We start from the raw sequence: 23,370 nt of genomic DNA on the forward strand, positions 1-23,370 counted from the left end.
ACGGACGCCACAACACGGCGCAAGTCATTGCAGGGTGATGCTTTATCGGTGCAGCCTCAGGGGCACTTGAGTTGCTCCTTTCTCCGGCAGATGCGGTCCCCCTCACTCTGCCCGGAGACAGTTCCCATGCCGAAGTCACTTCCGCGCCTGGCGGCGCTCTGCGGGATGGCCGGTGTGCTGACGGCCTGCAGCGGCGATGGCGCTGGTCCGACCACCGGTGCCCAGGTCACGTTCAACCTTGCGGTCGGCTCGACCGGTCCCGCGGTGCGCGGGTTGGTGAGCGACACCCTGACCGACGCCACCAACACGCTGGTGCTCGACAGCGTGCAGCTGGTGCTGCGGGACATCCGGTTCAAGCGGGTCGAGGACAGCGCGTGCGATGGCGATGACGACGAATCGGGGTCGCTCTTCGCGCTGGGCCAGCACGACGACAGCACGGACGACGATGATGGCGACGGCCACGACGGGCACGCCGATGGCTGCGAGGCCTTCAACGCCGGGCCGTACCTGCTCGACCTGCCGCTCGACTCCACCGTGGAGAAGGCCTTCGCGGTGGCGGTGGACACCGGCACCTACGACCAGGTGCGGATCAAGGTCCACAAGCCGTCCCACAGTGGGGGCGACCCGAAGGACGCGCAGTTCCTGGCCGACCATCCCGCGTTCGACGGCGTGAGCGTCCGGGTGGTGGGGAGCTTCAACGGCACGCCGTTCGTGTTCACCCAGGACATCGAGGCCGAGCAGCGGATGGACTTCGTGCCGGCGCTGGTGGTGGCCGATACGGTGTCGAACATCAATGTGACGCTGAAGGTGGACCTGGCGGGCTGGTTCAGCGACGGCGCCGGATCGCTGGTCGACCCGGCGACCGCCAGCAAGGGCGGGGCGAACGACCACCTTGTCCGGGACAACATCAAGGACTCCTTCCGCGCCTTCCGCGACGACGATCGCGACGGCGAGGACGAGTCCGGCGACGATTAACCGGTCCCCCGGGGCCGGCCGGCGTGGGCGCCGGCCGGTTCCGGGGGCCGCAGGAGAGAGCCGCTGCCCACAACGACCTGGACCCTCGCCGCGGTGCGGCTCTCCGACAGCTTCCGGACCACCCTCATCGACCTCGCGGCCGATGTGGGCGCGGCGCTGACCGAGTGGACGCCGGGCACCGGCGAGGCGCTGCCGGCGGGGAGCACCTGCCTCCTGGTGCTCGCGGGCGGGGCCGAGGGACCGGCCGCGGACCTGCTGCCCAGTCTCCCCGCGACGCTGCCCCGCTACGTGGTGGGGGCGGCGCCGGACCACCGGCTGGCGGCGGCGATGTTCCAGGGGGGCGCGCGGGACTATTTCGCCTTGCCCGAAGACCTGGGGCTGCTCCGCCGGACGCTGGAGCGGGAGCGGGGAGCGGCAACGGGCCGGGCCGACGCGGCGCAGTTCGCCGCCGGCGAACGCCGGCTCTCGGGGTTCGACGCGATCGTGGGCCGGAGCGCCACGCTCGCCCGGACGCTGGACCAGGCCCGGCGGGTGGCGCGGCACCGCGACGTGACGGTGCTGATCGGGGGCGAGACCGGCACGGGCAAGGAGCTGCTGGCCCGCGCCCTGCACTACGACAGCCCGCGGGCCGAGGCGCCGTTCGTCGAGATCAACTGCGCGGCGATCCCGGCCAACCTGCTCGAGAGTGAGCTGTTCGGGCACGAGAAGGGCGCCTTCACCGGCGCGGTGGGCGCCAAGCCGGGGCTGATGGAGCAGGCGCACGGCGGGACGGTCTTCCTCGACGAGATCGGGAACCTCCCGCTCGACCTGCAGCCCAAGCTGCTGCGGGCACTGGAGAGCCGGGAGATCCGGCGCGTGGGCGGGCAGCAGACCCGCAAGGTGGATGTGCGGGTGATCGGCGCGAGCCACATCGACCTGGCGGCCGCCGTCGCCCGGGGGGAGTTCCGCGAGGACCTCTTCTACCGGCTCAACGTGGTGGCGCTGGTGCTGCCGCCGCTGCGCGACCGGGGCGAGGACGTCCTGGTGCTGGCGGAGGCGTTCGCGGCGCGGCTGGCCGCCCAGTACGGCCTGCCGGTGCCGGCCCTCGGTCCGGAGGCGCGCGAGGCGATCCGGGCCCACCCGTGGCCCGGCAACGTGCGCGAGTTGCGCAACGCCATCGAACGGGCGCTGGTGCTCTCGACCCCGGGCACCCTGGAGCTGGGCGAGCTCACGGCGCAGCGGGGCGCGGCGCCGGCACGGGACGGGGCGCTGCCCTTCCCCGCCACCCTGCGGCAGATCACCCAGGCGGCGGTACAGGGCATGCTGGAGCTGGTCAGTGGCAACAAGAGTGAGGCGGCGCGGCGGCTCGGGATCTCCCGCCCCCGCCTGCAGCGGATTCTCGATGGGCAGGGCGACGACGACACCTAGCGGGAGGGGCGCGGATGCCCGTCCCATGGCAGAGGAGCACCCAATGCGATATCCCCTCCGTTCCCTCACCCTGGCCACGGCGCTGCTCGCCGCGGCCGGCGCCTGCGCCGACTCCACCGGCGGCGGCGGCGGCACGCCGCCCGACCAGCTCACCTACCTCACGCTGCCGGACACCGCGCCGGCACTCTGCGCCGACAGCACCGGCGGGTGGGCGGTGAAGGATCCCAATGCCCAGGACTTCGAGATCGCGCTCGAGTTCCCCGAGTCCGGGGACCCGGCCGACTGCCTCGGCGGCCAGACCGAGGACTTCATCCGCCTCAAGATCGAGAAGCTGGCCCTGCTGCGCCGGCCCGACGGCACGCTGATCTCCAACGGCGACTCGGTCTTCATCAGCGTGAAGTGGGTGGGCAGCGACTCGATCCTCTTCGACCTCGAGCCCTCCGGCCTGACCTTTGACCCGGCCAAGCCCGCGGACCTCAAGATCGAATACGGTGAGCTGGGCGACGACCTGGACGGAGACGGCGACAGCGACGCCGACGACGATGACATCGAGCAGCGGATCGACATCTGGCGCCAGGCCGAGCCCGGTGACCCGTTCGTGAAGGTGGGCACCGCCAAGCTCGAGGATGAAAACGAGATCGAGGCGAAGCTCAACGGCTTCAGCCGCTACGCCATCGCCTACTAGGAGCCGGGCGCCGCGTGGCCCGCACGAAACCCGACCGCATGTCCCTCGACCCGCTCTTCACCGACGACCCCGCCCGCGAGCTGCGCCAGCTCGTGGAGGCAGGGCGTTTCCGGGAAGCCCTGGAGGCGCACACGCGCGCCGGGGACGGCAGGGCGCGGATGCCCGAGGTGGCCCTGCTGGCGGCCACGGCCGCCACCCGCCTCGGGGAGCTCGGCCGCGGCGTGACCCTGGCCGAGGCCGCGCTGGAGCGCTTCCGCCTCCGGGCCGACACCGACGGCCGCATGCGGGCCATGAACCTCCTCGGCGCCATCGCCTTTGACCATGGGCGCCTGGAGGAGGCGGAGCGGTGCTTCGGCGAGGCGCTGGACCTGGCGCGCGTGCTGGAAGACGGGCGCATGGCCGCCAACGCCTCCAACAACCTCGCCTCGGTGGCGCACCTCCGGAACCGCCCCGACCTGGCGCTCAGCCTCTATCGCGGTGCGCTGCTCGGCTACCAGCGGATCGGCGACCGCCGCGGCACCGCCCAGACCTACCACAACCTGGGGCTCACCTTCCGCCAGCAGCGGGACTGGGATGACGCCGAGGCCGCCGCGCTGCAGGCGGTGCGGCACGCGGAGGAAGTCGGCGAGGGCAGCCTGATGGCCCTGGCCGTGATGGGCCGGGCCGAGATCCACCTGGATCGGGGCGAGCTCAGCCTGGCCCGGCGGGAGCTCCTCCGGGCGGAACAACTCTGCCGCGCGGCGGGCGACGAGGTGGGCACCGCGGAGGTGGGCCGGCTGCGGGCCACCCTCACGCTCAAGGAGGGCCGGCCGGCGGAGGCGCTGGCGCTGGCCCTCGAGGCGCGCGCGGTGGCGCTGCGGCTCGGGATCCTGCAGCTGCAGGGCGAGTGCGCCGGCGTCGCGGCGGCCGCGGCCCGCCAGCTGGGGCACCTCGCCGACGCCGACGCCCACGCGGCCGAGGCGCGGGAGATCTTCGAGCGGCTGGGGGCGGAACGGCTGCAGCAGGAGCTCGAGCGCTCCCTGCACTAGTGGCGCGGCGCCGCCCCTAGTCCTTCCAGAGGTACATCATCACGTGGGCCGCCGTGGCCACGCTCATCGACGCCACCGTGGTGATCTTGTGCGGCGTCCACCCGCCCCGCTGCCCCCCCGCGATCCGGTCGTCGATCTTGGCCGTCGAGGGCGCCACCGACGCGCCGTAGATGAAGCCGGCATCGGCCGCGAGCATCATCAGGGTGTGGACCCAGCGCCGCGTCTTCCCCGACTCCACCTTTCGCGCCTCCGCCATGTTGATCAGGCCCGTCACGGTGTTCACCGTGAACAGGCCCGCGAGCACGTAGGCGGCCGGCTTGTGCACCTTCTCGGCCCACAGCGGCGCCGCGCTCCCCTGCTCCAGCAGCTTCTGGCCCGCCAGGTACTCCAGCACGAAGAGCGGCGGCACCCCGTACCCCACCACCCGGTGCACCTCGAGGCGACGGTAGTAGCCGTAGGACAGTGAGATGGCGCGGCGGCGGCGGACGGTGTCGGGCAGGGCCAGGAGCCCGCCGCCCCCGGGTCCGCGGCCAGCGCCGGCGGGGCGGGCGCCTGGTACTCGGTCCGTTCCGGGGAGAGCAGGCGGACATTGTCGAGGGTCGGCGCCAGGCTCACCAGCGCCTGCGCCAGCACCACAGCAGCGAGGCCCATCACGGCTCCGGTCAGTAGGGGACTGAACGATGGTAGCCGGGACGGGCCGTGATGTCAGGTGACCGGGGTCACCCTGCGTGGGATGGCCGCTACACGGTGACCTGGGCCTCATCCCAGAGGGCCCGCTGCTTGTCGCTCTCGTAGAGCCGGGCCACGTTCACCACCAGCTTGCCGGCCGCCGTGCGGACGGCAAACCGGTCCATGTTCCGGGTGGCCCGGCCGCTCATGAAGGTCCCGTCGGGCTGGTACTTGGACTTGTGCTTGGGACACTGGAACCGGCCATCGGCCTTGAGCCACTTGAGCGCGGTGTTCTGGTGCGGGCAGGAGAGGTTGAAGGCGTAGACCGCGTTCTTCCACCGCACCAGGATCACCTCGTTCTCCTGGTCGATGGTGGTGCCGTCGGCGGCGGGCAGCGGATAGGTGATCTCGTCCCCCCGGACCAGGAGGGCCCGGCCCAGGCTGAGCGGCAGCGCGGCCGCCTCCCGCGGCGAGGCCGCGAGACCGGCCATGACCGCCGCGACCGCGGTGGTGACGCGGGCCAGGAACTCGCGGCGATCGGGCACGCCGCAGCCGCCGGTGCAGTCGGACACGCGGGCCACCTCAGCTCACGTTGGGGAGGATGGACCCCACGAGCACCACGGTGAACCACAGCGCCAGGCTCACCAGCGACGCGGCGCGCAGCCGCCGCCAGCCCTTCGGGTCCGCGGCGTCGCCGCGCTCCAATATCCGTTCGGTGCGGACCATCTGGTAGCCGTTCAGCAGCAGCACCCCGACCAGCCCCATCTTGAGCCAGAACACCGGCATCAGCGCGAGCGCCTCGAGGTCGGCCGCGAACATCAGCAGGCCGCTCAGCGCCGTCACCCCCAGCGCTCCGACCACCAGCGGATGGACTGCCGAGAGCTCTCGAAGGTAGCCGGCCTTGTCGCCGCCTGGGCCGGCGGCCCGCAGGGTGGAGCGGTCGGTGGCCAAGGCGAGGCCGCCGGCCGCCATCATGCCGCCGAAGTGCCCGAAGTTGACGGCACTCTGCGCCACGCTGCTGCCGTTGTAGAAGTCGGCCCAGGGGGCCACGAGCTGGGCGATCTGCTGGATCACGGTCATGGGTCGTCAGTCCTTCCAGAGGAGCATCATCACGTAGCTGCCCAGCGCCACGCCCATCGAGGCGATGGCCACGTTCCGGTGTGTCGTCCCGCCCGACCCGCCGCCGTCATCATCGTCCGGGGCCGTGGCACCCACCACCACGAAGCCGGCGTCGGCGGCGATCATGCTGAGGCCATGGACCCAGCGCCGGGTGCGCCCGTGCGGGTCCTTGCGCCCTTCCCACAGGTTCCACACCCCGGTCACCGTGTTCACGGCGAACAGCCCGGCGATGGCCCCCGCCAGGGGGCCGTGCACATCCCGGGCCCAGCCGGCGGCGTGGTCCCCCTTGTTCCAGAGTTCCCGCCCGGCAAGGTACTGGGCCACGAACAGGGGGACTGTGAGGTAGCTCGCAACCTGGTGCACCTTGAGCCGGGTGTAATACAGGTCACTGTATCGAATGGCGCGCCGCCGGCCGGTGGTGTCCACCTCCGCGTCCACCGGAGCTCCGGATGTGACGGCCATCACCGGGATCACCACGAATTCGGCCGGGTGGAGGAGCGCCAGGTTGCCGAGACTCGGGGCGAAGCTGACCGGGGCCGGGGCCAGGGTGGGCGCCACGACGATGCCGGTATCCTGCGGACTCGCGAGCAGGGCGGCCGTGATCAGGAGGAGGTGCATACGGGGAATGCTCCGGAACAGGGATGCCGTACGGTAGCCCGCCGAGGTGAACCGGCGGTGAATGCGGGGAACGCCAGCACAGGACGTCCGGAGCAAGCTGCGCGCCGCCGACGTGCAGCCGACGGACGCGCGGAGTACCGGGGGAGAGGATGCGGGGCGGGCCCGGCGGCGCTGCATCAACGCGTACCGGGGTGACACGGCGCGTTCCAGCAGGGGGAACGCGCATGCATCAGGCGGGCAGCCGCCGCGGCGTCAGGCGAGCTCGATCACCACCGCGGTGCCATAGCAGAGGACCTCGGTCACGCCCGGCATGAGTTCCCCGGCGTCGTACCGCACCCCGATCACGGCGTTGGCCCCGACGTCCTCGGCGTGGGCCAGCATGATGTTGAAGGCCTCCTCGCGGGCGTTCTCGCACAGCCGGGTGAGCATCGTGATGTTGCCGCCGAAGATCGTCTGGATCTTGGCCCCGACGGTGCCGAAGACGGAGCGGGAGCGCACCGTGATGCCCCGGACCACCCCCTGGGTCTGGGTGACGCGGTACCCCTCGATGCCGAACGCGGTGGTGGTGTAGCGCGGGTCGATCGCCATGAGGCCCTCAGGCAGGTTGCCCTGACGCGCGCTGCCGGAACACGCGCCGGTAGATGTAGAGGTTGAGCCCCAGGACACCCAGGCCGATGACGGCTTCGGCGGCGCGGGGCAGGGACGCCGGGTGCAGCCAGGTGGGGAGGTAGCGATCCACCAGGTTGAGCGAGTAGCCGGCGTCGAGCGCCTGGGACCGGAGCCAGGTCTCCACCCGCTCGAAGGGCCACAGCCAGCCGGCAAAGGCCATGACCGCGCCCAGCACCGCCGACGGCAGGTGCACCCACATGACCCAGCGCCAGCGGAGCACCATGAAGCCGCCGACCGCGACGAACTTGAGAAAGGTGACGTGGATGAACAGCAACAGGTCGGCCAGTATGCCGTAGACCACCCGATTCCTCCTCGCGAGGTACGGGCGGCGCCAGGAAAGCGGCCCGGCTGCCATCCCGGCGGCAGCTGGCGGAATCTAACCGGACCGGCCGCCGGTCAGCGCGGGCCGTTCGGTTCCACCCGCTGGCCCGCCGCCTTCCACGCCTCGATCCCGCCGCGATACCAGAGCACGTTCCGGTAGCCCATGTTGATGGCGCGCAGCGCGGCGTTGTACGACATCCAGCAGTGCGACGAGAGGCAGTAGAACACCAGCGGGGTGTCCGCGCTCCCCTGCGTCATCTGGCGCAGGAACCCGCCGAACTCCTGCTGGGTCTGGTCGCGGAAGCTTCCCGCCTGGGCGGCCGGCACCGCCGCGAGGGCGCCGGGAATCCGCTCCTGCCCACCCAGGACATCGAACACCAGCGCCCGCACCTGGGTGTTGCCCAGCAGCTCCACCAGCCCGCGGGTCGTGATGACCTGACCCCCGGGAATGGAGGCGGGGGTCGGGGCGTGCATGGGGCCGGCATGCAGCTCCGCCGTTGGCGGGACGCCGAAATCCTGCCGCTCCGCGGCCATCTGCGCGTCCTGGTCCGGGCGCGCGCCGGCGGTGGGGCGTGGGGCGGCCGGTGCCGCCGGCGCCGGGGCAGGCGGGGCCGGCTGGCCGCCGAAGCTGTCCTGCGCCACCAGGGGCGGCGTCAGCAGCACGCAGGCCAGCAGGGTCAGGCGGGAAGCGACGAGACGGGACATGAGGGACCTCACTGGGTGCGCTGGAGCCGTTGACCCTGGACGCCCAGATCGCGTCCCGGATCGAGGTTGACGTCGTTGGTGAGCAGGTAGCTCCCGTCGCGGAGGCGCCAGGCGTGCTGGTAGAGGCTGGAGAGCTGCACCGTCCCCCCTCCCGCCGGGTCGTTGTAGGTCTCCACCCCGCGGATGGCCTCCACCCGCTCCCGCTGGGTGCGGTCGCTGCTCTCGTTCTGCGACCGCCAGGTGCCCATCTGGATGTCGTTGATCTCCTGCCCGGTGCGGGCGATGATCTCGGAGCGCTCCCGGGCACCGCGCAGGTTGTCCTCCGCGATCCGGCGGTTGGATTCCATCACCACCCGGTGCCGCTCGTCCGCCGAGCGGCGGATGCGCGCGTTCCACTCCGGCGCGCCGTGGAACGACTGGCGGAGGGCGTCCGCCATCTTGAAGTCGAGCTGCCCCTCCGGGGCGCGCATCGCGAAGCCGGTGAAGGCCTGGCCCTGCAGCAGCTCGATGTCCTGGCCCGCGCCCAGCCCCTGCAACCGGGTATGGATGAAGGCGGTGACCGTGGCGATCGCCTCGCGCACCGGCCGCCCGCCCACCTGGTATCCGATCAGCAGCTCACCGCCTTCGACCCAGGTCCGCATGCCCGGCGTGGCCGGCAGCTGCGCCAGCTGCTGGTAGGGCGCCGCGAGGTCGGGCCGGGCGCGGAAGTCGAGCACCCGCGCCCCCGGGCGGCTGCGCTGGACGAACCACTCCAGGTACGCCCGCACCCCCGACGCGGTGGAGCTGAGGCAGTTGTTCTGCGGCATGGGGAAGTTGCCGTGTGACCAGCGCTCGGCGGGCAGGACCGCGATGGCCCCGACGCCGTCGGGCGCGGTGGCCTTCCAGTTGAACCGGTAGCCCTCGCCGCCGCACGGATCCATCGGGTTCCACTCGACCCCGCCCTCGCCCTTCCAGCCCAGCGGGACCAGCATCGTGGCGGCCACCAGCGGCTTCTCGAAGCCGTGCCGGTCGATGATCTCGACGGGCTTGACCCGGAGCGCGCCCGCCGGGAGCGGCCGGGCCTGGGCGGTGGCCCCGGAACCGGCGGCCAGCGCCACGAGGAGCACGATCAGGGGTGGAGTCGTGCGGGACATGCGGCCTCGACGCAGGAGGGTGGAACGACGACGGCCCCCGGGCGGGCCGCATTCAAGCTAACGCGGACCCGGGGGCCGTCGGGAAGGGGGGGCCTATTCCTCTTCCTTGTCGTCCTTCTTGTGCTCCGCCGCCACCTTGGCGGTCACGTCGGGCGGCGCCTCGGCATAGCCGTGGAACTGCTCGTGGAAGGTGCCGCGGCCGTGGGTGATCGAGTGCAGGGTCGTGGCGTACTTGTACATCTCCGCCTCGGGCACGATGGCCTTGATGGCGGTGAGCCGTCCATCCGCCTCCGTGCCGAGGATCTGCCCGCGGCGGGCGGAGAGATCGCCCATCACGTCGCCGAGGTATTCGCCCGGCACCCGCACCGTCACGTCGTGCAGCGGCTCCAGCAGCACCGGCCGCGCCTTGGGCGCCACCATCCGGAAGGCGAGGATGCCGGCCATCTTGAACGACATCTCGTTGCTGTCCACGTCGTGATAGCTGCCATCGAAGCACTCGGCGGAGAAGTCCACCAGCGGGAACCCGGCGATGACCCCGCGCGCCGCGGCCTCCTGGATGCCCCGGTCCACCGCGGGGATGTACTTGTTGGGGATCACCCCGCCCACGATGTTGTCCACGAACTCGTAACCGGCGCCCCGCGGCCGCGCCGCCAGGCGCACCCAGCAGTCGCCGTACTGGCCGCGGCCGCCGCTCTGCTTCTTGTGCTTGCCCTGGCCCTCGGCCCTGCCCTTGAGGGTCTCGCGGTAGGCCACCTTGGGGCGCACCAGTTCGGCATGCACCGTGAACTTGCGGAGCAGGCGGTCGAGCACGATCTCGAAGTGCCGCTCGCCCATGCCGTGGATCAGCGTCTGGTGCAGCTCGGAGCTGTACTCGAAGTGAAAGGTCGGGTCCTCCTCCTGCAGCTTGTGCAGCCCCGCCGCCAGCTTGTCCTCCTCGCCCCGGTTCTTCACCAGGACCCCCGACGTGGCCACCGACTCGGGGTAGGGGATCGGCTCCATGTGCACTGCGTGGTCACGCCGGCAGAAGGTGTCGTTGGTGTGGGTGTCCTTGAGCTTGGCCACCGAGCCGATGTCACCGGCGTGCAGTTCAGGCACCTCGATGCGGTCCTTCCCCTGCTGCACGCTCAGGTGGTTGAGCTTCTCCGCCACGTTGTGCTCGTGGTTCCACACCTCCTCGCCGCTCTTGATGCTGCCGCGATAGAGGCGGAAGAGGGTGACGTCGCCCACGTGCGGCTCGGAGACGGTCTTGAAGACGTGGCCGAGCAGCGGGGACCCGCCGTGGTCGCCCTCGGGATCGGGGATCGCGGCCTCGAGCGGGGAGGGCAGGAGGTCCACGATCTCGGAGAGCAGGGCGCGGGTGCCGTAGGTCTGCGTGGAGCTGCCCACCAGCATGGGCACGATCTCGCCGGCGAGCACGCCCTTCTTGAGCGTGGTCACGATCTCGGCCCGGGTGAGCTCCTCGCCGGAGAGGTACTTCTCCAGCAGCGCGTCGTCGGTGGCCGCGATGGCCTCCACCAGCTGCTCATGGTACTTCCGGTAGCTCTCCTTGACCTCCTCGGGGAGTGGCCCGGTCTCGAACTCGCCGCTCTTGGTGCCCTTCTTGTAGAACTGCGCCTCGTCGGTGAGCAGGTTCACGATGCCGTGGAAGTCGGCGCCGTTCCCCACCGGGATCTCCACCGGCACCACCTTGGGCGAGAGGTGCGCCTTCACGTCGTCGAACACCCGCTCGAAGTTGGCGCGCTCGCGGTCCATCTGGCTCACGAAGATGAGCCGGGGCAGGTGCAGCTGGTCGCAGATCTCCCACACCTTCTCGGTGCCCACCTCGACCCCGCCGGTGGCGTTGAGCACCACCACCGCCGCGTCCGCGGCGTACAGCGCGGCCGTTGCCTCCCCCAGGAAGTCGAGGAAGCCGGGCGCATCGAGCAGGTTGATCTTGGTGTCCTGCCATTCCGCGAAGCCCACCCCGAGCGAGATGGAGTGCTTCCGTTCGATCTCGTCGGCGGAATGGTCGGTGAGGGTGGTGCCGTCCTGGATGGTGCCGTGTCGCTTGCTGGAGCCGGAAACGAAGGCGAGAGCGTCAACGAGGGTGGTCTTGCCAGACGCGCCGTGACCGACGAAGGCCACGTTGCGAATGGCGTTTGAGCCATAGACCCGCATGGGGCCGACCTCCTTGATAGGGTTGGGCTATCATGCAGGCGCCCCCGCGGGGTGTCAAATCGAATCGGATGAGGGTGGTGTGAAATCGGCTTCAGGCGGCCGACGCGAAACGGCGGGGACGTGGCGCGCGCCACGTCCCCGCCGTCCCCTTCGCTGCGCCGTTACCGCCCGTAGACGTGGATCTCGGCCCGCCCGTCGCCGCCACCCCGAACGCTCTTGTAGGCAAACTCGATCCGCCGGATGGCCCGCGCCTCGCCGGGGAGGTCGATCTGCCGGCTGCGGCTCTCCTCCCGGAAGTAGAGCCGGGTCTCGGGCGAGTAGACGTCGCCGTTGGCAAAGACGATCCGCACGTTGAACAGCTCCAGGTCGGCGTCGTCGACCACCAGCATCACCGCCCGGAACCGGCCCTCGCCCGCGGCGGAGATGACGTCCCGCTCGGCGCGGAAGCTCACGTTCCGGCTGCCCAGGTGGTCCCAGCCCTCGAAACGGCGCGGCGCCACGGCGGGACGGTCGGCCGGGCGGTCATCGGCCCCGCCGGCCTCGCGGCCGTACACCCGGATGGTGGCACGACCCCGCCGCACCTCGCTCTTGTAGTAGAACTCGATCCGCCGGATCACCCGCGCCGCGCCCGGAAGGTCGATGGTGCGGCTCCAGCTCCCCTCGCGGAAGTTGATCCGCGTCTCGGGGGAGAAGACGGTGCCGTCGCCGAAGACCACCCGGATGTTGTACATGTCGAGGTTGCCGCCCTCGACCTCGAGCCTGATGGCGCGGAAGGCTCCCTCGCGCCCGGTCACCGGGATGAGGTCCTTCTCGGCCCGGAAGTTGACCTGCCGGGTGCCCAGGAGTTCCCAATCGTCGCGCCGGGGAGGCGCCGCCGCCGGGGCGGGGTGGGAGGGGGCGAGGAGCAGGGCAGCGAGCAGCACCAGCATGCGGGAGTCCTTGATGAGGGTTCACACGGGTGACGCCGGGGACCCCCGAAATGTTAGGAGGGTGCGCGGGATCACAAGACCCCGCCCCACCCACCGCTCACCGGCTGGTGGCCCGTTCGATCAGGATGGAGCTGACCAGCTGCCCGATCGGCACGGCGAGCAGCGGCCACCCGTCGTTCGAGGAGTCCACCGCCAGGATTCCCAGCGCGCCGATGCCCACCGAGGCGAGCAGCGACAGTCCGTAGTTCCCCCGGCGCCGGTTGGCCAGGTGGACGCCCAGGGGGAGGGCCACCGATTCCCCGATGATGGCGCCGTACACCGCCTCCTCGAGGCCGCAGGCGTCGTCCCCGCAGATGGCGTTGCCGCCCCCTACCGCCGAACCGATGAGCCCACCGCCAGCGAGCCCGATGGCGCCGCTCGTGACCCCCGCCAGGACCATCCCGGTGACACTCGCCCGCGCCGGTGCGGCCGGCCGGAGGGCTCCCGGCACGAGGGCGGAAGCGCGGTAGCGCGGCAGACCTGGCGCCGGCCGTTGCGCGACGAGGGGCAGCGCCACGAGCGCGAGGGCGGCGAGGGAAAGCTGGTATGGGCGCAGGCGCACGAGTCGGGTTCCGGTAGAGGCTGCATCAATAATGCCCGGGATGCGTGATCCCGGCGTGACCCGGGAACGCGGCGGGGGCGAGGGGGGTTCCCGGCGCTGGTGCTTGCGCGCAGGCAGGCCCAGTGCAATTATGTAACTCAATGGTTACGCAACGTCCGCCTGTCTTCGACGCCATCGCCGACCCCACCCGGCGCGCCATCCTCGATGCCCTGCGTGCCCGGGAGCGGTCAGCCGGCGAGATCGCCGGGCTCTTCCCGGTGAGCCGACCCGCCATCTCCCGCCACCTGCGGGTGCTCCGGGGCGCGGGATTGGTGCGCGAACGTCGGGTGGCGCGTTCGCGCCTGTACCGGCTCGACCCCGCTCCCCTGCGGGAGGTGGAGCGGTGGATGGCGCACTACCGGATGTTCTGGTCGGCCCGGCTGCAGGATCTCCGGCAGTATCTCGAATCTCCCGACCCCTCCGCCACGGAGCCGTCATGAGCTGGACCCATACGCAGGTCTTCGCCCTTCCCGCCCCGCCGGTGCAGGTGTTCCGGGCCCTGACCGACATGTCCGAGCTGACCCGCTGGTTCGCGGAGTCGGTGGAGGTGGGCCGGGTGGCGGGGGAGCCCTACCGCTTCTGGGGGCGGCACACCCTCGGCGTCCCCACGGCCCGGGAGGCCACCCAGGCGCTCACCCGCTTTGCGCCGGGTACCGGGCTCGGGTTCACCTGGCGGGTGTCCGGCGTGGAAACCGAGGTGGGCATGGTGCTCGCCCCGGGCAAGGACGGCAGCGGCACGGCCCTGACCCTGACCCACCGGGTGGATGGCGACCTCGGCATGAGCCGGGCGCGCGAGCTGATCGACGACCATTGGAAGCTCGCCATGGGCAACCTCCAGGCGCACCTGGCCGGGGGCGAGGGGCTCATGCTGCCGGACTACCGCGATCCCGCGCCGGAGGTGCGCCTGACGATCACCATCGCGGCGCCCCCCGCGAAGGTGTTCCGCGCGCTGGTGGAGCCGGAGGCGGTGAACCGCTGGTTCGGGAGCACCGCGGCGGTGGTGGAGCCGCGGGTGGGCGGGGCCTACACCCTGGGCTGGCGCTACCAGGTGGACGGGCGGGAGGTTGCCGGGGGCCCCACGCGGATCCTCGAATTCGTCCCCGACCGGAAGCTCACCCTCGACTGGCCCGACTGGCGGGGGGATGCCACGGTCACCGGGCAGCAGATCACCTTCCTGCTCGAGCCGGCGGGGGGCGGCACGCGGCTCACCTTCATCCACAGCGGCTTCGGGCGCGCCGCCGACGTGAGCGACTACCCCTTCGGCTGGCAGTACTTCCTTGGCCTGCTCACGGACGAGGCCGGGCGCTAGCGCCGACGGCTCAGCGGTACCCGGCGGCCTGCAGCTGGAACAGCTCGGCGTAGAGCCCGCCGAGGCGCAGCAGGGCCTCGTGGCTGCCCTCCTCGAGCAGTTCGCCCTGGCGCAGCACCAGGATCCGGTCGGCCATGCGCACGGTGCTGAAGCGGTGGCTGATCAGCACCGCCATGCGTCCCCCGGTGAGTTCGGAGAAGCGCTGGAACACCTCGTACTCGGCGCGGGCGTCGAGGGCGGCGGTGGGCTCGTCCAGGATCAGCAGCTGCGCGTCGCGGAGGTAGGCGCGGGCCAGCGCCACCTTCTGCCACTCGCCGCCCGACAGGTCCACGCCCCCGTCGAAGCGCCGGCCCAGCAGCTGGGCGTACCCCGCGGGAAACCGGGCGGCCACGCTGTCGGCGAGGCTCCGCTCCGCGGCGTCCGTGATCGCGGCGGCGTCCGCGATCCGGGCCACGTCGCCGACGGCGATGTTCTCGCCCAGCGCAAAGTCGTAGCGGAAGAAGTCCTGGAAGATCACGCCCACGTTGGCGCGCAGGCTCTCCACGCTGTACGCCCGCAGGTCGCGCCCGTCGAGGAGGATCCGGCCCTCGGTCGGGTCGTAGAGCCGCGCCAGCAGCTTGGCGAGGGTGGTCTTCCCCGCCCCGTTCTCGCCCACGAGGGCCACCCGCTCGCCCGGGCGCACCTGGAAGGTCAGGTGCCGCACGGCCCAGCGCTCCGAGCCCGGGTAGCGGAATCCCACGTCCTCGAAGGTGAAGCCCTCCCGGAACGGCGCCGGCACCGGGAGGGCGCCGGGCCGGCTCCGGATGCGCGGGGTGATGCCCAGGAAGGTGAAGAGGTCGTCAAGGTAGAGGCTCTGCTCCACCAGCTGCGAGACGGACAGCAGGGTGCGCTGGATCAGGTCGCGGCTCTGCCGGAAGCTCGCGGCCAGGAAGGTGAGCACGCCGATGGTGAACGGCCCGGCGGGGGACTGGTGGCCGGTGACGGTCAGGTAGATGATCGCGGCGTAGGCGCCGTAGTACCCGATCGTCCCCAGCAGCGCGAGGGCGCTGGAGACCACCGCGCGGCGGATGGCGAGGGCGCGGTTGGCCTCGAAGAACTCGGCCGAGAGCTCGGCGTAGCGTCCCACCAGGAAGCGCGCCAGCCCGAAGAGCTTCACCTCCTTGGCGCTCACGTCGGAGGCGCCGACGTAGCGGAGGTAGTCGAGCTGGCGGCGCTCCTCCGTCCAGGAGTAGAGCAGCGAGTACGACAGCGCGGCGAAGCGGCTCTCGCCCAGGAACGACGGCAGCACCGCGAGGACCAGGAGCAGCAGCAGCCACGGCACGTGCACGGTGATCGCGGCGGCCAGGGTGGCGAGGGTGACGGCGTCCTGCACCGTGGCCAGCAGGCCGGTGACCAGGCCGATCCGGCCCACCGTCTGGCGCCGGGCCCGTTCCAGCTTGTCGTAGATCTCGCTGTTCTCGAGCTGCTCCAGGTCGAGGCTGGCGGCGTGTTCCATCAGCTCGATGCTGGTGCGGTTGGCCACCAGGTCGCCGAGCAGCGACTCGACCAGCGCGGACGCCCGGGCGAGCACCTCGCCCACCACGGCAAAGCCGAACTCGATGGCCAGCAGGGTGGCGAGCGGCCGGTACGTGTCGGCCAGGACGCCGGCGGGCGCGGGCGCGCCGCCCACCAGCCCCACCACCGCGTCGATGATCAGCTTGCCGACCCACAGCACCCCCACGGGGATCAGCGCCCGCAGCCCGCGCAGCGCCACCATCGCGGCGGCGTAGCCGCGGTGCGTGTCCCAGACCAGCCGGAGCAGCCGGGGCAGGTGCCGGGTGGCCCGCAGCCGCTCCCGCCACGAGGGCGGCGGCTCGATCGGCTTGCGGCCGGAGCGGGGGGGCCGGATGGGGGGATGCGGGAGGGTCACAGGGTCAACCTAATCGAGGGGGCGGGGGCGGCGGGAAACCGAGGGGGAAGCGGCACTCGGGAACCGCGGCCACCCTGGCGACACCCGGCGCGCCGCTTCCCGGCGGTTTGGCCTTCCACCTATCTTCCCGCCATGCCAACCGCACTCATCACCGGTGCCACCGAGGGGATCGGCCGGGCCATCGCCTTTGCCCTCGGCCGCGCCGGGTACCAGGTCGGGGTCTGCGCCCGCACGCCCTCCCGGCTCCGCGTGCTGCTCGAGGAGCTCCGCGCCGCCGGGATCACGGCGCATGGCGTGCCCGCCGACGTGGGCGTCGAGGCGGACGTCGTGGCCATGGTGACGGCGGTGACCGCGGCGCTCGGCCCGGTGGACGTGCTGGTGAACAACGCGGGGGTGGCGCTGCTCAAGCCGTTCGACCAGCTCACGCTGGACGAATGGGACACCACCATGGCCACCAACCTCCGCAGCCTGTTCCTGGTGACGCGCGCGGTGCTGCCGGGCATGCGGGCCCGCAAGCAGGGAGCCATCGTCAACATCGCGAGCCTGGCGGGCCGCAACGGCTTTGCCGGCGGGACGGCCTACACCGCCAGCAAGCACGCGGTGCTCGGCTTCGCGCGGTCGCTGATGCTCGAAGTGCGCAAGGACCAGGTCCGGGTGATCACCATCTGCCCCGGCTCCGTGGACACCCCGCTCATCCGCACCCAGGGGATGCTCACGCCCGACGTGCAGAAGATCCTGCAGCCGGAGGACGTGGCCGACACCGTGCTGGCGGCGCTGGCGCTGCCGGCGCGGGCGCTGGTGAGCGAGCTGGACCTCCGGCCCACCAACCCGTGAGGCCACCCCGCCCGGCGGGGCCCGCCGCTTGGCCCGGGCGCCCGCCGTGCCGATAGTCTCCGTCACCATGTGCATCTGCCGCCGGTTCCCCTTTGCGCGGCTCCTGCCGCTGGCGCGGGCGGGGGGCTGGGCCCTGGAGGACGTGATGCGGGAGACGGGCTGCGGCGACACCTGCGGGCTCTGCATCCCCTATCTGCGCCGGATGCTCGTCACCGGCGAGACCGCGTTCACCGAACTGCTGTCGGAGTAGCCGGCCCGCGCGGGGCCGCGCCGCCACCTGCCGGAGAGACCGCCACGTCCGCCTTCGCCATCACCCCCGGCATGATCGCCCAGGCCGTGCTCGCCGTCGGGGTGGCGGGCGCGAGCGCGGTGGCGTGGCGGCTGGCGGCGCGGCTGCGGGCCGAGACCGCCGCGCGCGCGGCGGCGGAGGCGCGGGCCGCGCTGCGCGACCGGGAGCTCACCCGGCTGCAGGAGGTGGCCCAGGCCATGGTCTCCGGCGACGAGGTCGACGCCGTCCTGCAGGTGATCACCGACGCCACCGCGGACCTGCTGGCCTGCGAGAGCGCGGCCATCGGCTTCGTGGTGGAAGAGGGCCGATTCGTCCGGGTGGTGGCGGGAAGCGGCCCGATCCAGGCCACGAAGGACCGGCTGCTGCCGGTGGACCACTCGCTGCTGGGCTGGGTGGTGACGGAGGAGACCCCGCTCACCGTGCCCGACATGTCCACCGACCCCCGCAACTTCCCCATCCCCGACCTGCCGCTGCAGGCGCTGGCCTGCGTGCCGCTCCGCTCGGCGGGGCTGGTGATCGGGGTGCTCGCCGCCTTCAACCGCAGCGACCGCCGCCCCTTCACCGAGGCCGACCTGCACCTGCTCGAGACCCTTGGCAACCAGATCGTGGTCGGGGTGGACCGGGCGCACGTGCTGGCCGAGAGCCGGCGCAAGGAGGAGGTCCTCGCCACCAAGAACCGCGAGCTGCAGCGGGCCACCGAGCTGAAGAGCCAGTTCCTGGCCAACATGTCGCACGAGCTGCGCACGCCGCTCAACGCCATCAACGGCTTCTCCGACCTGCTCCTGACCGAGGAGCTGGGCCCGGTCAACGAGGCGCAGCGGGAGTTCCTCGATTCCATCCTGCGCAACGGCAACCACCTGCTGGGCCTCATCAACTCCGTGCTCGACCTCTCCAAGATCGAGGCCGGCCGGATGACCCTCTCGCTGGCGCCCACCGACCTGCGCGAGGTGATCCTCGGCGCGGTGACCGACACCGCCTCGCTGCGCACCGGCAAGCAGCAGGAGATGAAGCTCGAGATCGGCGAGCTGCCGCTGCTGGTGCTGGCCGACGGCGTCCGCATCCGCCAGATCCTCTACAACCTGCTCTCCAACGCCTCGAAGTTCACCCCGGTCGGCGGGACCGTGACCGTCTCGGCCGTCGTCACCCGCGCCCCGCTGCCCACGCCCTCGGAGCGGGCCACCGACACCACGCGCTTCGTGGCCCGCGAGGCGGTGTGGGTCTCGGTGCGCGACACCGGCATCGGCATCCAGCCGGACGACATGCCCAAGCTGTTCCACGAGTTCAGCCAGGTGGACAGCTCCGCCAGCCGGCAGCAGCAGGGCACCGGCCTGGGCCTGGCGCTGTCCAAGCGGTTCGTGGAGATGCACGGGGGGACCATCGGCTGCGAGTCGGTGGCCGGCACCGGGGCGAGCTTCTGGTTCCTGCTCCCCGCGGAGGGTCCGCTGCGGAAGCCGGCGGGAAGCGCGGAGCTGGCCCGGGCATCGCTGGCGCTGGAGGCCGGCCGCTGATGCGGGGACGGAACGGGGCGCTGCTGCTGCTGGTGCTGGCCGCCGCGCCGCTCGCCGGGCAGTCGCGGCTCTCCCTCGGAGTGGAACTCGGGTACACCATCGCCGACTTCTCGGGCCCCGGCGCGGCCGGCGTGCGGCAGCGGACCGGCGCCACCGCCGGCGCGTACCTGCGGGTGCCGCTGGCGCGCTGGATCGGGGTCCAGTCGGGGCTGTTCCTCGCGAGCAAGGGGGGCGCCACCCTGGTGACCCCGACCGGCGGCGGCACGCCGGTGCGCCTCGAGAGCGACCTGGCCTACGTGGAGCTGCCCATGCTGCTCCGGGCCCGCCTGCCCTCGCCGGGTGGGCTGCGACTCATCCTCACCGGGGGCGTGGTCCCCGGGGTCCGCATCGGGTGCAACGTCGAGTTCTTCCAGGGCGGGGCGTCGTTCCTCCGGGAGTCGTGCGGCAACATCAGCACGGCCCGGTTCGAGGACTACGACGTGGCCTGGCTGGTGGGCGGCGGCCTCGGCATCCCGATCGAGCGCAGCGAGCTGGCGCTCGAGGTGCGCCTGAGCCAGGGGCTCCGCCGCGTCACCGACCAGGGCGATTTCCAGAACCGGAACGTGACCTTCTTCGTGTCGGTACCGTTCTAGCGCAGCCTCCTGCCGGCCCCTTTCCGCGCTACAGCTTTCCCGCCCCGACTCCGATAGTTGCAGATGACTCCGGCGCCTTGCAATGCAAGGCCGGAGCCTCGGCATGGCATTGCTAAGTCTATCATCTACAATCACTTGGAAACAGGCATCGGTGTTGCACTGATGCGGGGCATTTCCATAAAGGACCTGTCAGGCATGCACCGCCGCACGCACCCCAGGGGCTTCACCATCATCGAGCTGCTGGCGGTGGTGGTGATTCTCGGCGTGCTGGCCGGTTTTGCGATACCCAAGCTGCAGCAGACCTCCGAGCAGGCCCGGATGGCGCGCGCCATCGGCGACATCCGGGGCATCCAGGCGGATATCATGGCCTTCGAGACCCAGGCCGACACCGTGCCGGGTTCGCTGGCCGCGATCGGGCGCGCCGGGATGCTCGATCCCTGGGGCCGTGCCTACGTCTACAATCCGTTCCCGACCACGAGCCACGGCAAGGCGCCACCTCCCGGCGCCCGACGGGATCGGTTCCTGGTGCCGATCAATTCCACCTTCGACCTCTACAGCCAGGGCAAGGACGGCGCCTCGGTGCCGCCGCTCTCCGGCCCCGGCGGCGATGACATCGTCCGTGGCAACGACGGCGGCTTCATCGGCCTCGGCTCGCGGTTCTAGGCCGTGACGCGCATCCCCGGCTACCTCAGCACACGCGTGGGCCGGCGCATGCTGGCGCTGTTCCTCCTCTGTGCACTGGTGCCGCTTACCGTGCTGGCGCTGCTCGGGTACCGCCACGTGGCGGACGACATCCTGGAGCGCACCCGGCTGCAGCTGCGCGCCGACAGCAAGTCGGCGGGGATGCTGCTCATCGACCGGCTCGCCGTGCTGGGCACCATGCTCGGCCATCCGGACGTGCTCACCGGCGCCCGTGACACGGCGATTTCCCCTGCCGGCAGCAGGGGCCCGCGCTTCACGGCCGTCACCCGGCGGCAGGCCGATGGCTCGCTGGCGCCCCTCACGGGTGGGTGGACCGACCTGCCAATACTCGAGCGGCGCGGCGAGGAGCACCTGGCCGCCGGGCAGACCGCCCTGGTGCTGGACCGGGCCGGCGGGGAGCTCCGGGTAGTGCTGGCCCGACAACTCGAGGGTGGCGACCGGCTGTATGGCTGGGTGGATGGCGCCTCGATCTGGAGCGCGGAGCCGGACCGGAGCCTGGTGTCCGGGGACCGAGTGCTGTGCCTCGCCGACGCCCAGGCGCAGCCGATCACCTGCACCCTCCCGGGCGCGCTGGCCACCGTGCAGTCGCCGGGCACCGGGGAGCTGCTGCACTGGAGTGCAGGGAACACCCGGTTCGTCGCCGGCCAGTGGACCGTGTTCCTGGGACACCAGTACGCGGCGCCCTCCTGGACCGCCATCGTGAGCGTCCCGGAGGCGGTGGTGCTCGCGCCGCTTGCCGCGCTGCGCCGCACCTTCCTGCTGGGCCTGCTGCTGGCGCTGGCCACCGTGTTTGCCCTGAGCCACGTACAGCTGCGGCGGCAGACCGCGCCCCTGGTGGCGCTGGAGGCGGCCACCCACCGGGTGGCCGACGGCCGCTTCGACGAGCCGGTGGCCGTCACCAGTGACGATGAGTTCGGCGCCCTCGCCGCCTCCTTCAACCGGATGTCGGCCGAGCTGGGCCACCAGTTCCGGGTGCAGGGAGCGCTGCAGGGGGTGCATCAGGCCGCGCTCGCGGGCGAAGGCGCCGGCACCTTGCTGCGCGCCATCTTCGACCAGGCCGAGACGCTGATCCCCGGCGCCGGACTCGCGATCGCGCTGGCGCGGCCGGACGATCCGTTCTGGTGGCGGGTGAGCGTGGTGTGCCGGTCGCAGGGTCCCTGTGCCCCGCGGGACGCGCGGCCCGGCGCCGAGGAGCTGGACGAGGTCCGGCGGAATCCGGACGGGTTCGTGGTGCGGCGGGGGGAGCGGGGCCGGAGCTACTTCGGGCGCCCGCACCAGATCCTGCTGGCGGAGACCCTGGTGCTGCCGCTGCTGCGAGCCGGCGCGCTCGATGGCGTAATCGTGGTGCCCTGCCGCCCGGAGCAGGAGGGCCGCCCTGAGGCGCTGGTGGAGGCGCGGCGGGCCGCGGGCCAGCTCGCCGTGGCCATCGCCAACACCCAGCTCATCGAGCAGCTCGACGCGATGAACTGGGGCTCGCTCACCGCCCTCGCGCGCACGATCGACGCGGTGTCGCCGTGGACCGCCGGCCACTCCGAGCGGGTGACGCTGGGCGCGATCGAGATCGGGCGCCGCATCGGCCTGGACCACGACGACCTGGACCTGCTGCACCGGGGCGGGCTGCTGCACGACATCGGCAAGGTGGGGGTACCGGCGGGCATCCTGGACAAGCCGGGCAAGCTGACGGACGAGGAGTACGAGCAGATCAAGCAGCACCCGGCCATCGGTGCGCGCATCCTGGCGCCGATCGGCGCGGTGCGCCGCGCGCTGCCGCTGGTGCTGCACCACCACGAGCTGCTCGACGGTTCCGGCTACCCGCACGGGCTCAGCGGGGATCAGATTCCGCTGCTGGTGCGGATCCTCACGGTGGCCGACGTCTTCGACGCGCTGGTGTCCGACCGCCCCTACCGGCCGGCCTGGCCGGTGGAGCGGGCCATCGCGCACCTCCGCGAGGGAGCGGGGGTCAAGTTCGACCCGCGCATCGTCGAGGCCCTGGCCGCCGCCACCGCCACCGGCTGGCGTCCCGTGATCGACCCGACCGCGGGGGCATCGATCCTGCGCGGCAGCGGGCGCTTCACCCTCTGGCCGGAGCCGGTCTCCACGGCTTCCCCGCCGCCCCGGCCGGCCCCGGTGCCCGCGGCGGTCTGACGCAGGGCACCGCCGGCGTTCACCGCTCCGCGTGAAAGCTCTTGGCCACGATCTGCCACTGGCCCTCGATCTTGAGCAGCTCCATGTAGTCGGTCAGCGTCACCCCCGGATACTCGAGCACGACCTTGGCCACCGCCGCCGTCCCGGTGATGTCCACCATGGCGATGCGCCGCTTCCGACTGGCCTCGTCCTCCGCCGGCTTGCCGGGGGCGCCGGCGATGTAGTCGGGGAAGCTGCGGGTGACCAGCGCGCCGTCGCGGACGAAGTACATCGTACCCTGCGGGTGCATCCCCTGCTGGAACTCGGAGCCGAGGCCGGTGGCGTGCCCCTGCAGGTAGTGCTCCAGCGCGGCGCGCACGGCCGCCTCCTCCGGGTCGGGACGGACCAGCGCGCGGTGTGCCACGGGCGCCGCGGACCCGAGGAGGGCGCCCGCCAGCAGCAATCGAGTCAGCATGAGTGGACTCCGGGGTGACGATGGGGAAGGCGACGGTCGCGTGGCCCCTACGGGGCCATGACGGGGAGCGGTTTCGCTCCCGTCCGGCAGCCGGCCCCGCTTCCCCCCCCTTGCCCCGCGCGTTAGGTTGCTTTCCATGCTCTCCCGCGTGCGCCGCGTCGGCTCGCTGGCCCTGCTCCTCGCCCTGCTGGGTGGGGGGCTGGGCCTGCCGCTGTTCGACGCGGTGGTGTTCCATGGACGGCCCGGGGCGGCCCCGGCCGAGCGGACGCTCGCGGAGCAGGGCAGCCGGCTGGCGCACCAGCAGCTCTGCGTTCTGGATCATGCCGCGCCCCTCAGCCCGTCACTGGCCGCCGCCCGGCTGGCCACCTTCCACAGCACACCGGATCCGGTCCGCCCGGCCCAGCGGGAGCAGCTTGCCGCGCGCCGCCTGGCCTTCCGGCCGGACCTCTCCCGCGCCCCACCTTCAGTCGCCTGAGCTCCCCCGACAATTCGTGAGTCGTGTCCGGCTGGCCCGCCCCGCGCGCGCCGGCCCA

26 protein-coding genes are annotated in these 23,370 nt (G+C 72.1%); 13 read left to right on the forward strand and 13 right to left on the reverse strand.

Annotation, left to right across the window (positions count from 1 at the left end):
• The first annotated feature begins 126 nt into the window (after positions 1 to 126).
• The 4 genes from IPJ95_05235 to IPJ95_05250 all read left to right on the forward strand — a co-directional run bounded on the left by IPJ95_05235 (position 127) and on the right by IPJ95_05250 (position 4,095).
• Complete coding sequence (locus IPJ95_05235) at positions 127 to 975, forward strand: hypothetical protein (GenBank protein ID MBK7923023.1); 849 nt, start codon at positions 127 to 129, stop codon at positions 973 to 975.
• 327 nt (positions 976 to 1,302) lie between these two features.
• Positions 1,303 to 2,382 carry a sigma 54-interacting transcriptional regulator gene (locus tag IPJ95_05240; GenBank protein MBK7923024.1) on the forward strand — a complete coding sequence of 360 codons (1,080 nt, stop codon included), beginning with the start codon at positions 1,303 to 1,305 and terminating at the stop codon, positions 2,380 to 2,382.
• Positions 2,383 to 2,425: 43 nt separating this feature from the next.
• Positions 2,426 to 3,067 (forward strand): hypothetical protein, encoded by a 642-nt coding sequence (locus tag IPJ95_05245; GenBank protein ID MBK7923025.1) that lies wholly within the window; start codon positions 2,426 to 2,428, stop codon positions 3,065 to 3,067.
• 14 nt (positions 3,068 to 3,081) lie between these two features.
• Positions 3,082 to 4,095, forward strand: a complete 1,014-nt coding sequence (locus IPJ95_05250) for a tetratricopeptide repeat protein (protein ID MBK7923026.1) — start codon at positions 3,082 to 3,084, stop codon at positions 4,093 to 4,095.
• Between the two features lie 16 nt (positions 4,096 to 4,111).
• Here IPJ95_05250 and IPJ95_05255 read toward each other — a convergent pair whose 3' ends face one another.
• From IPJ95_05255 to IPJ95_05305, 11 genes are all read right to left on the reverse strand, one after another.
• Positions 4,112 to 4,528, reverse strand: coding sequence for a hypothetical protein (locus IPJ95_05255; protein ID MBK7923027.1), 417 nt, complete (start codon positions 4,526 to 4,528; stop codon positions 4,112 to 4,114).
• A 307-nt stretch (positions 4,529 to 4,835) separates the two neighbouring features.
• Positions 4,836 to 5,336, reverse strand: coding sequence for a Rieske 2Fe-2S domain-containing protein (locus tag IPJ95_05260; GenBank protein MBK7923028.1), 501 nt, complete (start codon positions 5,334 to 5,336; stop codon positions 4,836 to 4,838).
• Between the two features lie 10 nt (positions 5,337 to 5,346).
• Positions 5,347 to 5,844, reverse strand: a complete 498-nt coding sequence (locus IPJ95_05265) for a hypothetical protein (GenBank protein ID MBK7923029.1) — start codon at positions 5,842 to 5,844, stop codon at positions 5,347 to 5,349.
• A gap of 6 nt (positions 5,845 to 5,850) precedes the next feature.
• The gene (locus tag IPJ95_05270) at positions 5,851 to 6,501 is read right to left on the reverse strand and encodes a hypothetical protein (GenBank protein MBK7923030.1); all 651 of its coding nucleotides are present in this window, start codon (positions 6,499 to 6,501) and stop codon (positions 5,851 to 5,853) included.
• A 252-nt stretch (positions 6,502 to 6,753) separates the two neighbouring features.
• Positions 6,754 to 7,089 (reverse strand): YbjQ family protein, encoded by a 336-nt coding sequence (locus tag IPJ95_05275; GenBank protein ID MBK7923031.1) that lies wholly within the window; start codon positions 7,087 to 7,089, stop codon positions 6,754 to 6,756.
• Positions 7,090 to 7,096: 7 nt separating this feature from the next.
• Positions 7,097 to 7,471 (reverse strand): DUF2784 domain-containing protein, encoded by a 375-nt coding sequence (locus IPJ95_05280; GenBank protein ID MBK7923032.1) that lies wholly within the window; start codon positions 7,469 to 7,471, stop codon positions 7,097 to 7,099.
• A 95-nt stretch (positions 7,472 to 7,566) separates the two neighbouring features.
• A complete protein-coding gene (locus IPJ95_05285; protein MBK7923033.1) occupies positions 7,567 to 8,025 on the reverse strand; it encodes a sulfurtransferase in 459 nt (152 codons plus the stop codon).
• 179 nt (positions 8,026 to 8,204) lie between these two features.
• Positions 8,205 to 9,329, reverse strand: coding sequence for a hypothetical protein (locus IPJ95_05290; protein ID MBK7923034.1), 1,125 nt, complete (start codon positions 9,327 to 9,329; stop codon positions 8,205 to 8,207).
• Positions 9,330 to 9,422: 93 nt separating this feature from the next.
• Positions 9,423 to 11,486 (reverse strand): elongation factor G, encoded by a 2,064-nt coding sequence (locus IPJ95_05295; protein ID MBK7923035.1) that lies wholly within the window; start codon positions 11,484 to 11,486, stop codon positions 9,423 to 9,425.
• A gap of 161 nt (positions 11,487 to 11,647) precedes the next feature.
• On the reverse strand, positions 11,648 to 12,415 hold the full coding sequence (locus IPJ95_05300; GenBank protein ID MBK7923036.1) for a hypothetical protein: 768 nt from the start codon (positions 12,413 to 12,415) through the stop codon (positions 11,648 to 11,650).
• A gap of 97 nt (positions 12,416 to 12,512) precedes the next feature.
• Positions 12,513 to 13,016, reverse strand: a complete 504-nt coding sequence (locus tag IPJ95_05305; protein MBK7923037.1) for a hypothetical protein — start codon at positions 13,014 to 13,016, stop codon at positions 12,513 to 12,515.
• Positions 13,017 to 13,156: 140 nt separating this feature from the next.
• Here IPJ95_05305 and IPJ95_05310 point away from each other — a divergent pair, with 140 nt between their 5' ends.
• Together IPJ95_05310 and IPJ95_05315 are read left to right on the forward strand one after the other, a co-directional pair.
• Complete coding sequence (locus IPJ95_05310; protein ID MBK7923038.1) at positions 13,157 to 13,495, forward strand: winged helix-turn-helix transcriptional regulator; 339 nt, start codon at positions 13,157 to 13,159, stop codon at positions 13,493 to 13,495.
• Positions 13,492 to 14,364 (forward strand): SRPBCC domain-containing protein, encoded by an 873-nt coding sequence (locus tag IPJ95_05315; GenBank protein MBK7923039.1) that lies wholly within the window; start codon positions 13,492 to 13,494, stop codon positions 14,362 to 14,364. The genes IPJ95_05310 and IPJ95_05315 overlap by 4 nt, the downstream gene beginning before the upstream one ends.
• A gap of 10 nt (positions 14,365 to 14,374) precedes the next feature.
• Here the strand turns inward: IPJ95_05315 and IPJ95_05320 are convergent, their stop codons facing one another.
• A complete protein-coding gene (locus tag IPJ95_05320; GenBank protein ID MBK7923040.1) occupies positions 14,375 to 16,120 on the reverse strand; it encodes an ABC transporter ATP-binding protein in 1,746 nt (581 codons plus the stop codon).
• 285 nt (positions 16,121 to 16,405) lie between these two features.
• Between IPJ95_05320 and IPJ95_05325 the strand changes: the two genes are divergently transcribed.
• The 6 genes from IPJ95_05325 (at position 16,406) to IPJ95_05350 (ending at position 22,383) form a co-directional block, all read left to right on the forward strand.
• The gene (locus tag IPJ95_05325) at positions 16,406 to 17,107 is read left to right on the forward strand and encodes an SDR family oxidoreductase (protein ID MBK7923041.1); all 702 of its coding nucleotides are present in this window, start codon (positions 16,406 to 16,408) and stop codon (positions 17,105 to 17,107) included.
• A 46-nt stretch (positions 17,108 to 17,153) separates the two neighbouring features.
• Positions 17,154 to 17,357: a hypothetical protein gene (locus IPJ95_05330; protein ID MBK7923042.1), complete on the forward strand. Its 204-nt coding sequence runs from the start codon at positions 17,154 to 17,156 to the stop codon at positions 17,355 to 17,357.
• Between the two features lie 71 nt (positions 17,358 to 17,428).
• A complete protein-coding gene (locus IPJ95_05335) occupies positions 17,429 to 18,904 on the forward strand; it encodes a GAF domain-containing protein (GenBank protein ID MBK7923043.1) in 1,476 nt (491 codons plus the stop codon).
• Positions 18,904 to 19,536, forward strand: coding sequence for a PorT family protein (locus tag IPJ95_05340; GenBank protein ID MBK7923044.1), 633 nt, complete (start codon positions 18,904 to 18,906; stop codon positions 19,534 to 19,536). The genes IPJ95_05335 and IPJ95_05340 overlap by 1 nt, the downstream gene beginning before the upstream one ends.
• Before the next feature lie 195 nt (positions 19,537 to 19,731).
• Complete coding sequence (locus IPJ95_05345; protein ID MBK7923045.1) at positions 19,732 to 20,199, forward strand: prepilin-type N-terminal cleavage/methylation domain-containing protein; 468 nt, start codon at positions 19,732 to 19,734, stop codon at positions 20,197 to 20,199.
• Positions 20,200 to 20,202: 3 nt separating this feature from the next.
• The gene (locus IPJ95_05350; GenBank protein ID MBK7923046.1) at positions 20,203 to 22,383 is read left to right on the forward strand and encodes an HD domain-containing protein; all 2,181 of its coding nucleotides are present in this window, start codon (positions 20,203 to 20,205) and stop codon (positions 22,381 to 22,383) included.
• A gap of 19 nt (positions 22,384 to 22,402) precedes the next feature.
• On the opposite strand, the gene IPJ95_05355 is transcribed toward IPJ95_05350, so the two are convergent.
• On the reverse strand, positions 22,403 to 22,837 hold the full coding sequence (locus IPJ95_05355) for a nuclear transport factor 2 family protein (GenBank protein MBK7923047.1): 435 nt from the start codon (positions 22,835 to 22,837) through the stop codon (positions 22,403 to 22,405).
• Between the two features lie 136 nt (positions 22,838 to 22,973).
• Between IPJ95_05355 and IPJ95_05360 the strand changes: the two genes are divergently transcribed.
• A complete protein-coding gene (locus IPJ95_05360) occupies positions 22,974 to 23,312 on the forward strand; it encodes a hypothetical protein (protein ID MBK7923048.1) in 339 nt (112 codons plus the stop codon).
• The last annotated feature ends 58 nt before the right edge of the window (positions 23,313 to 23,370 follow it).

The sequence above is a fragment of the Gemmatimonadota bacterium genome (assembly GCA_016713785.1).
Classification (GTDB): domain Bacteria; phylum Gemmatimonadota; class Gemmatimonadetes; order Gemmatimonadales; family GWC2-71-9; genus JADJOM01.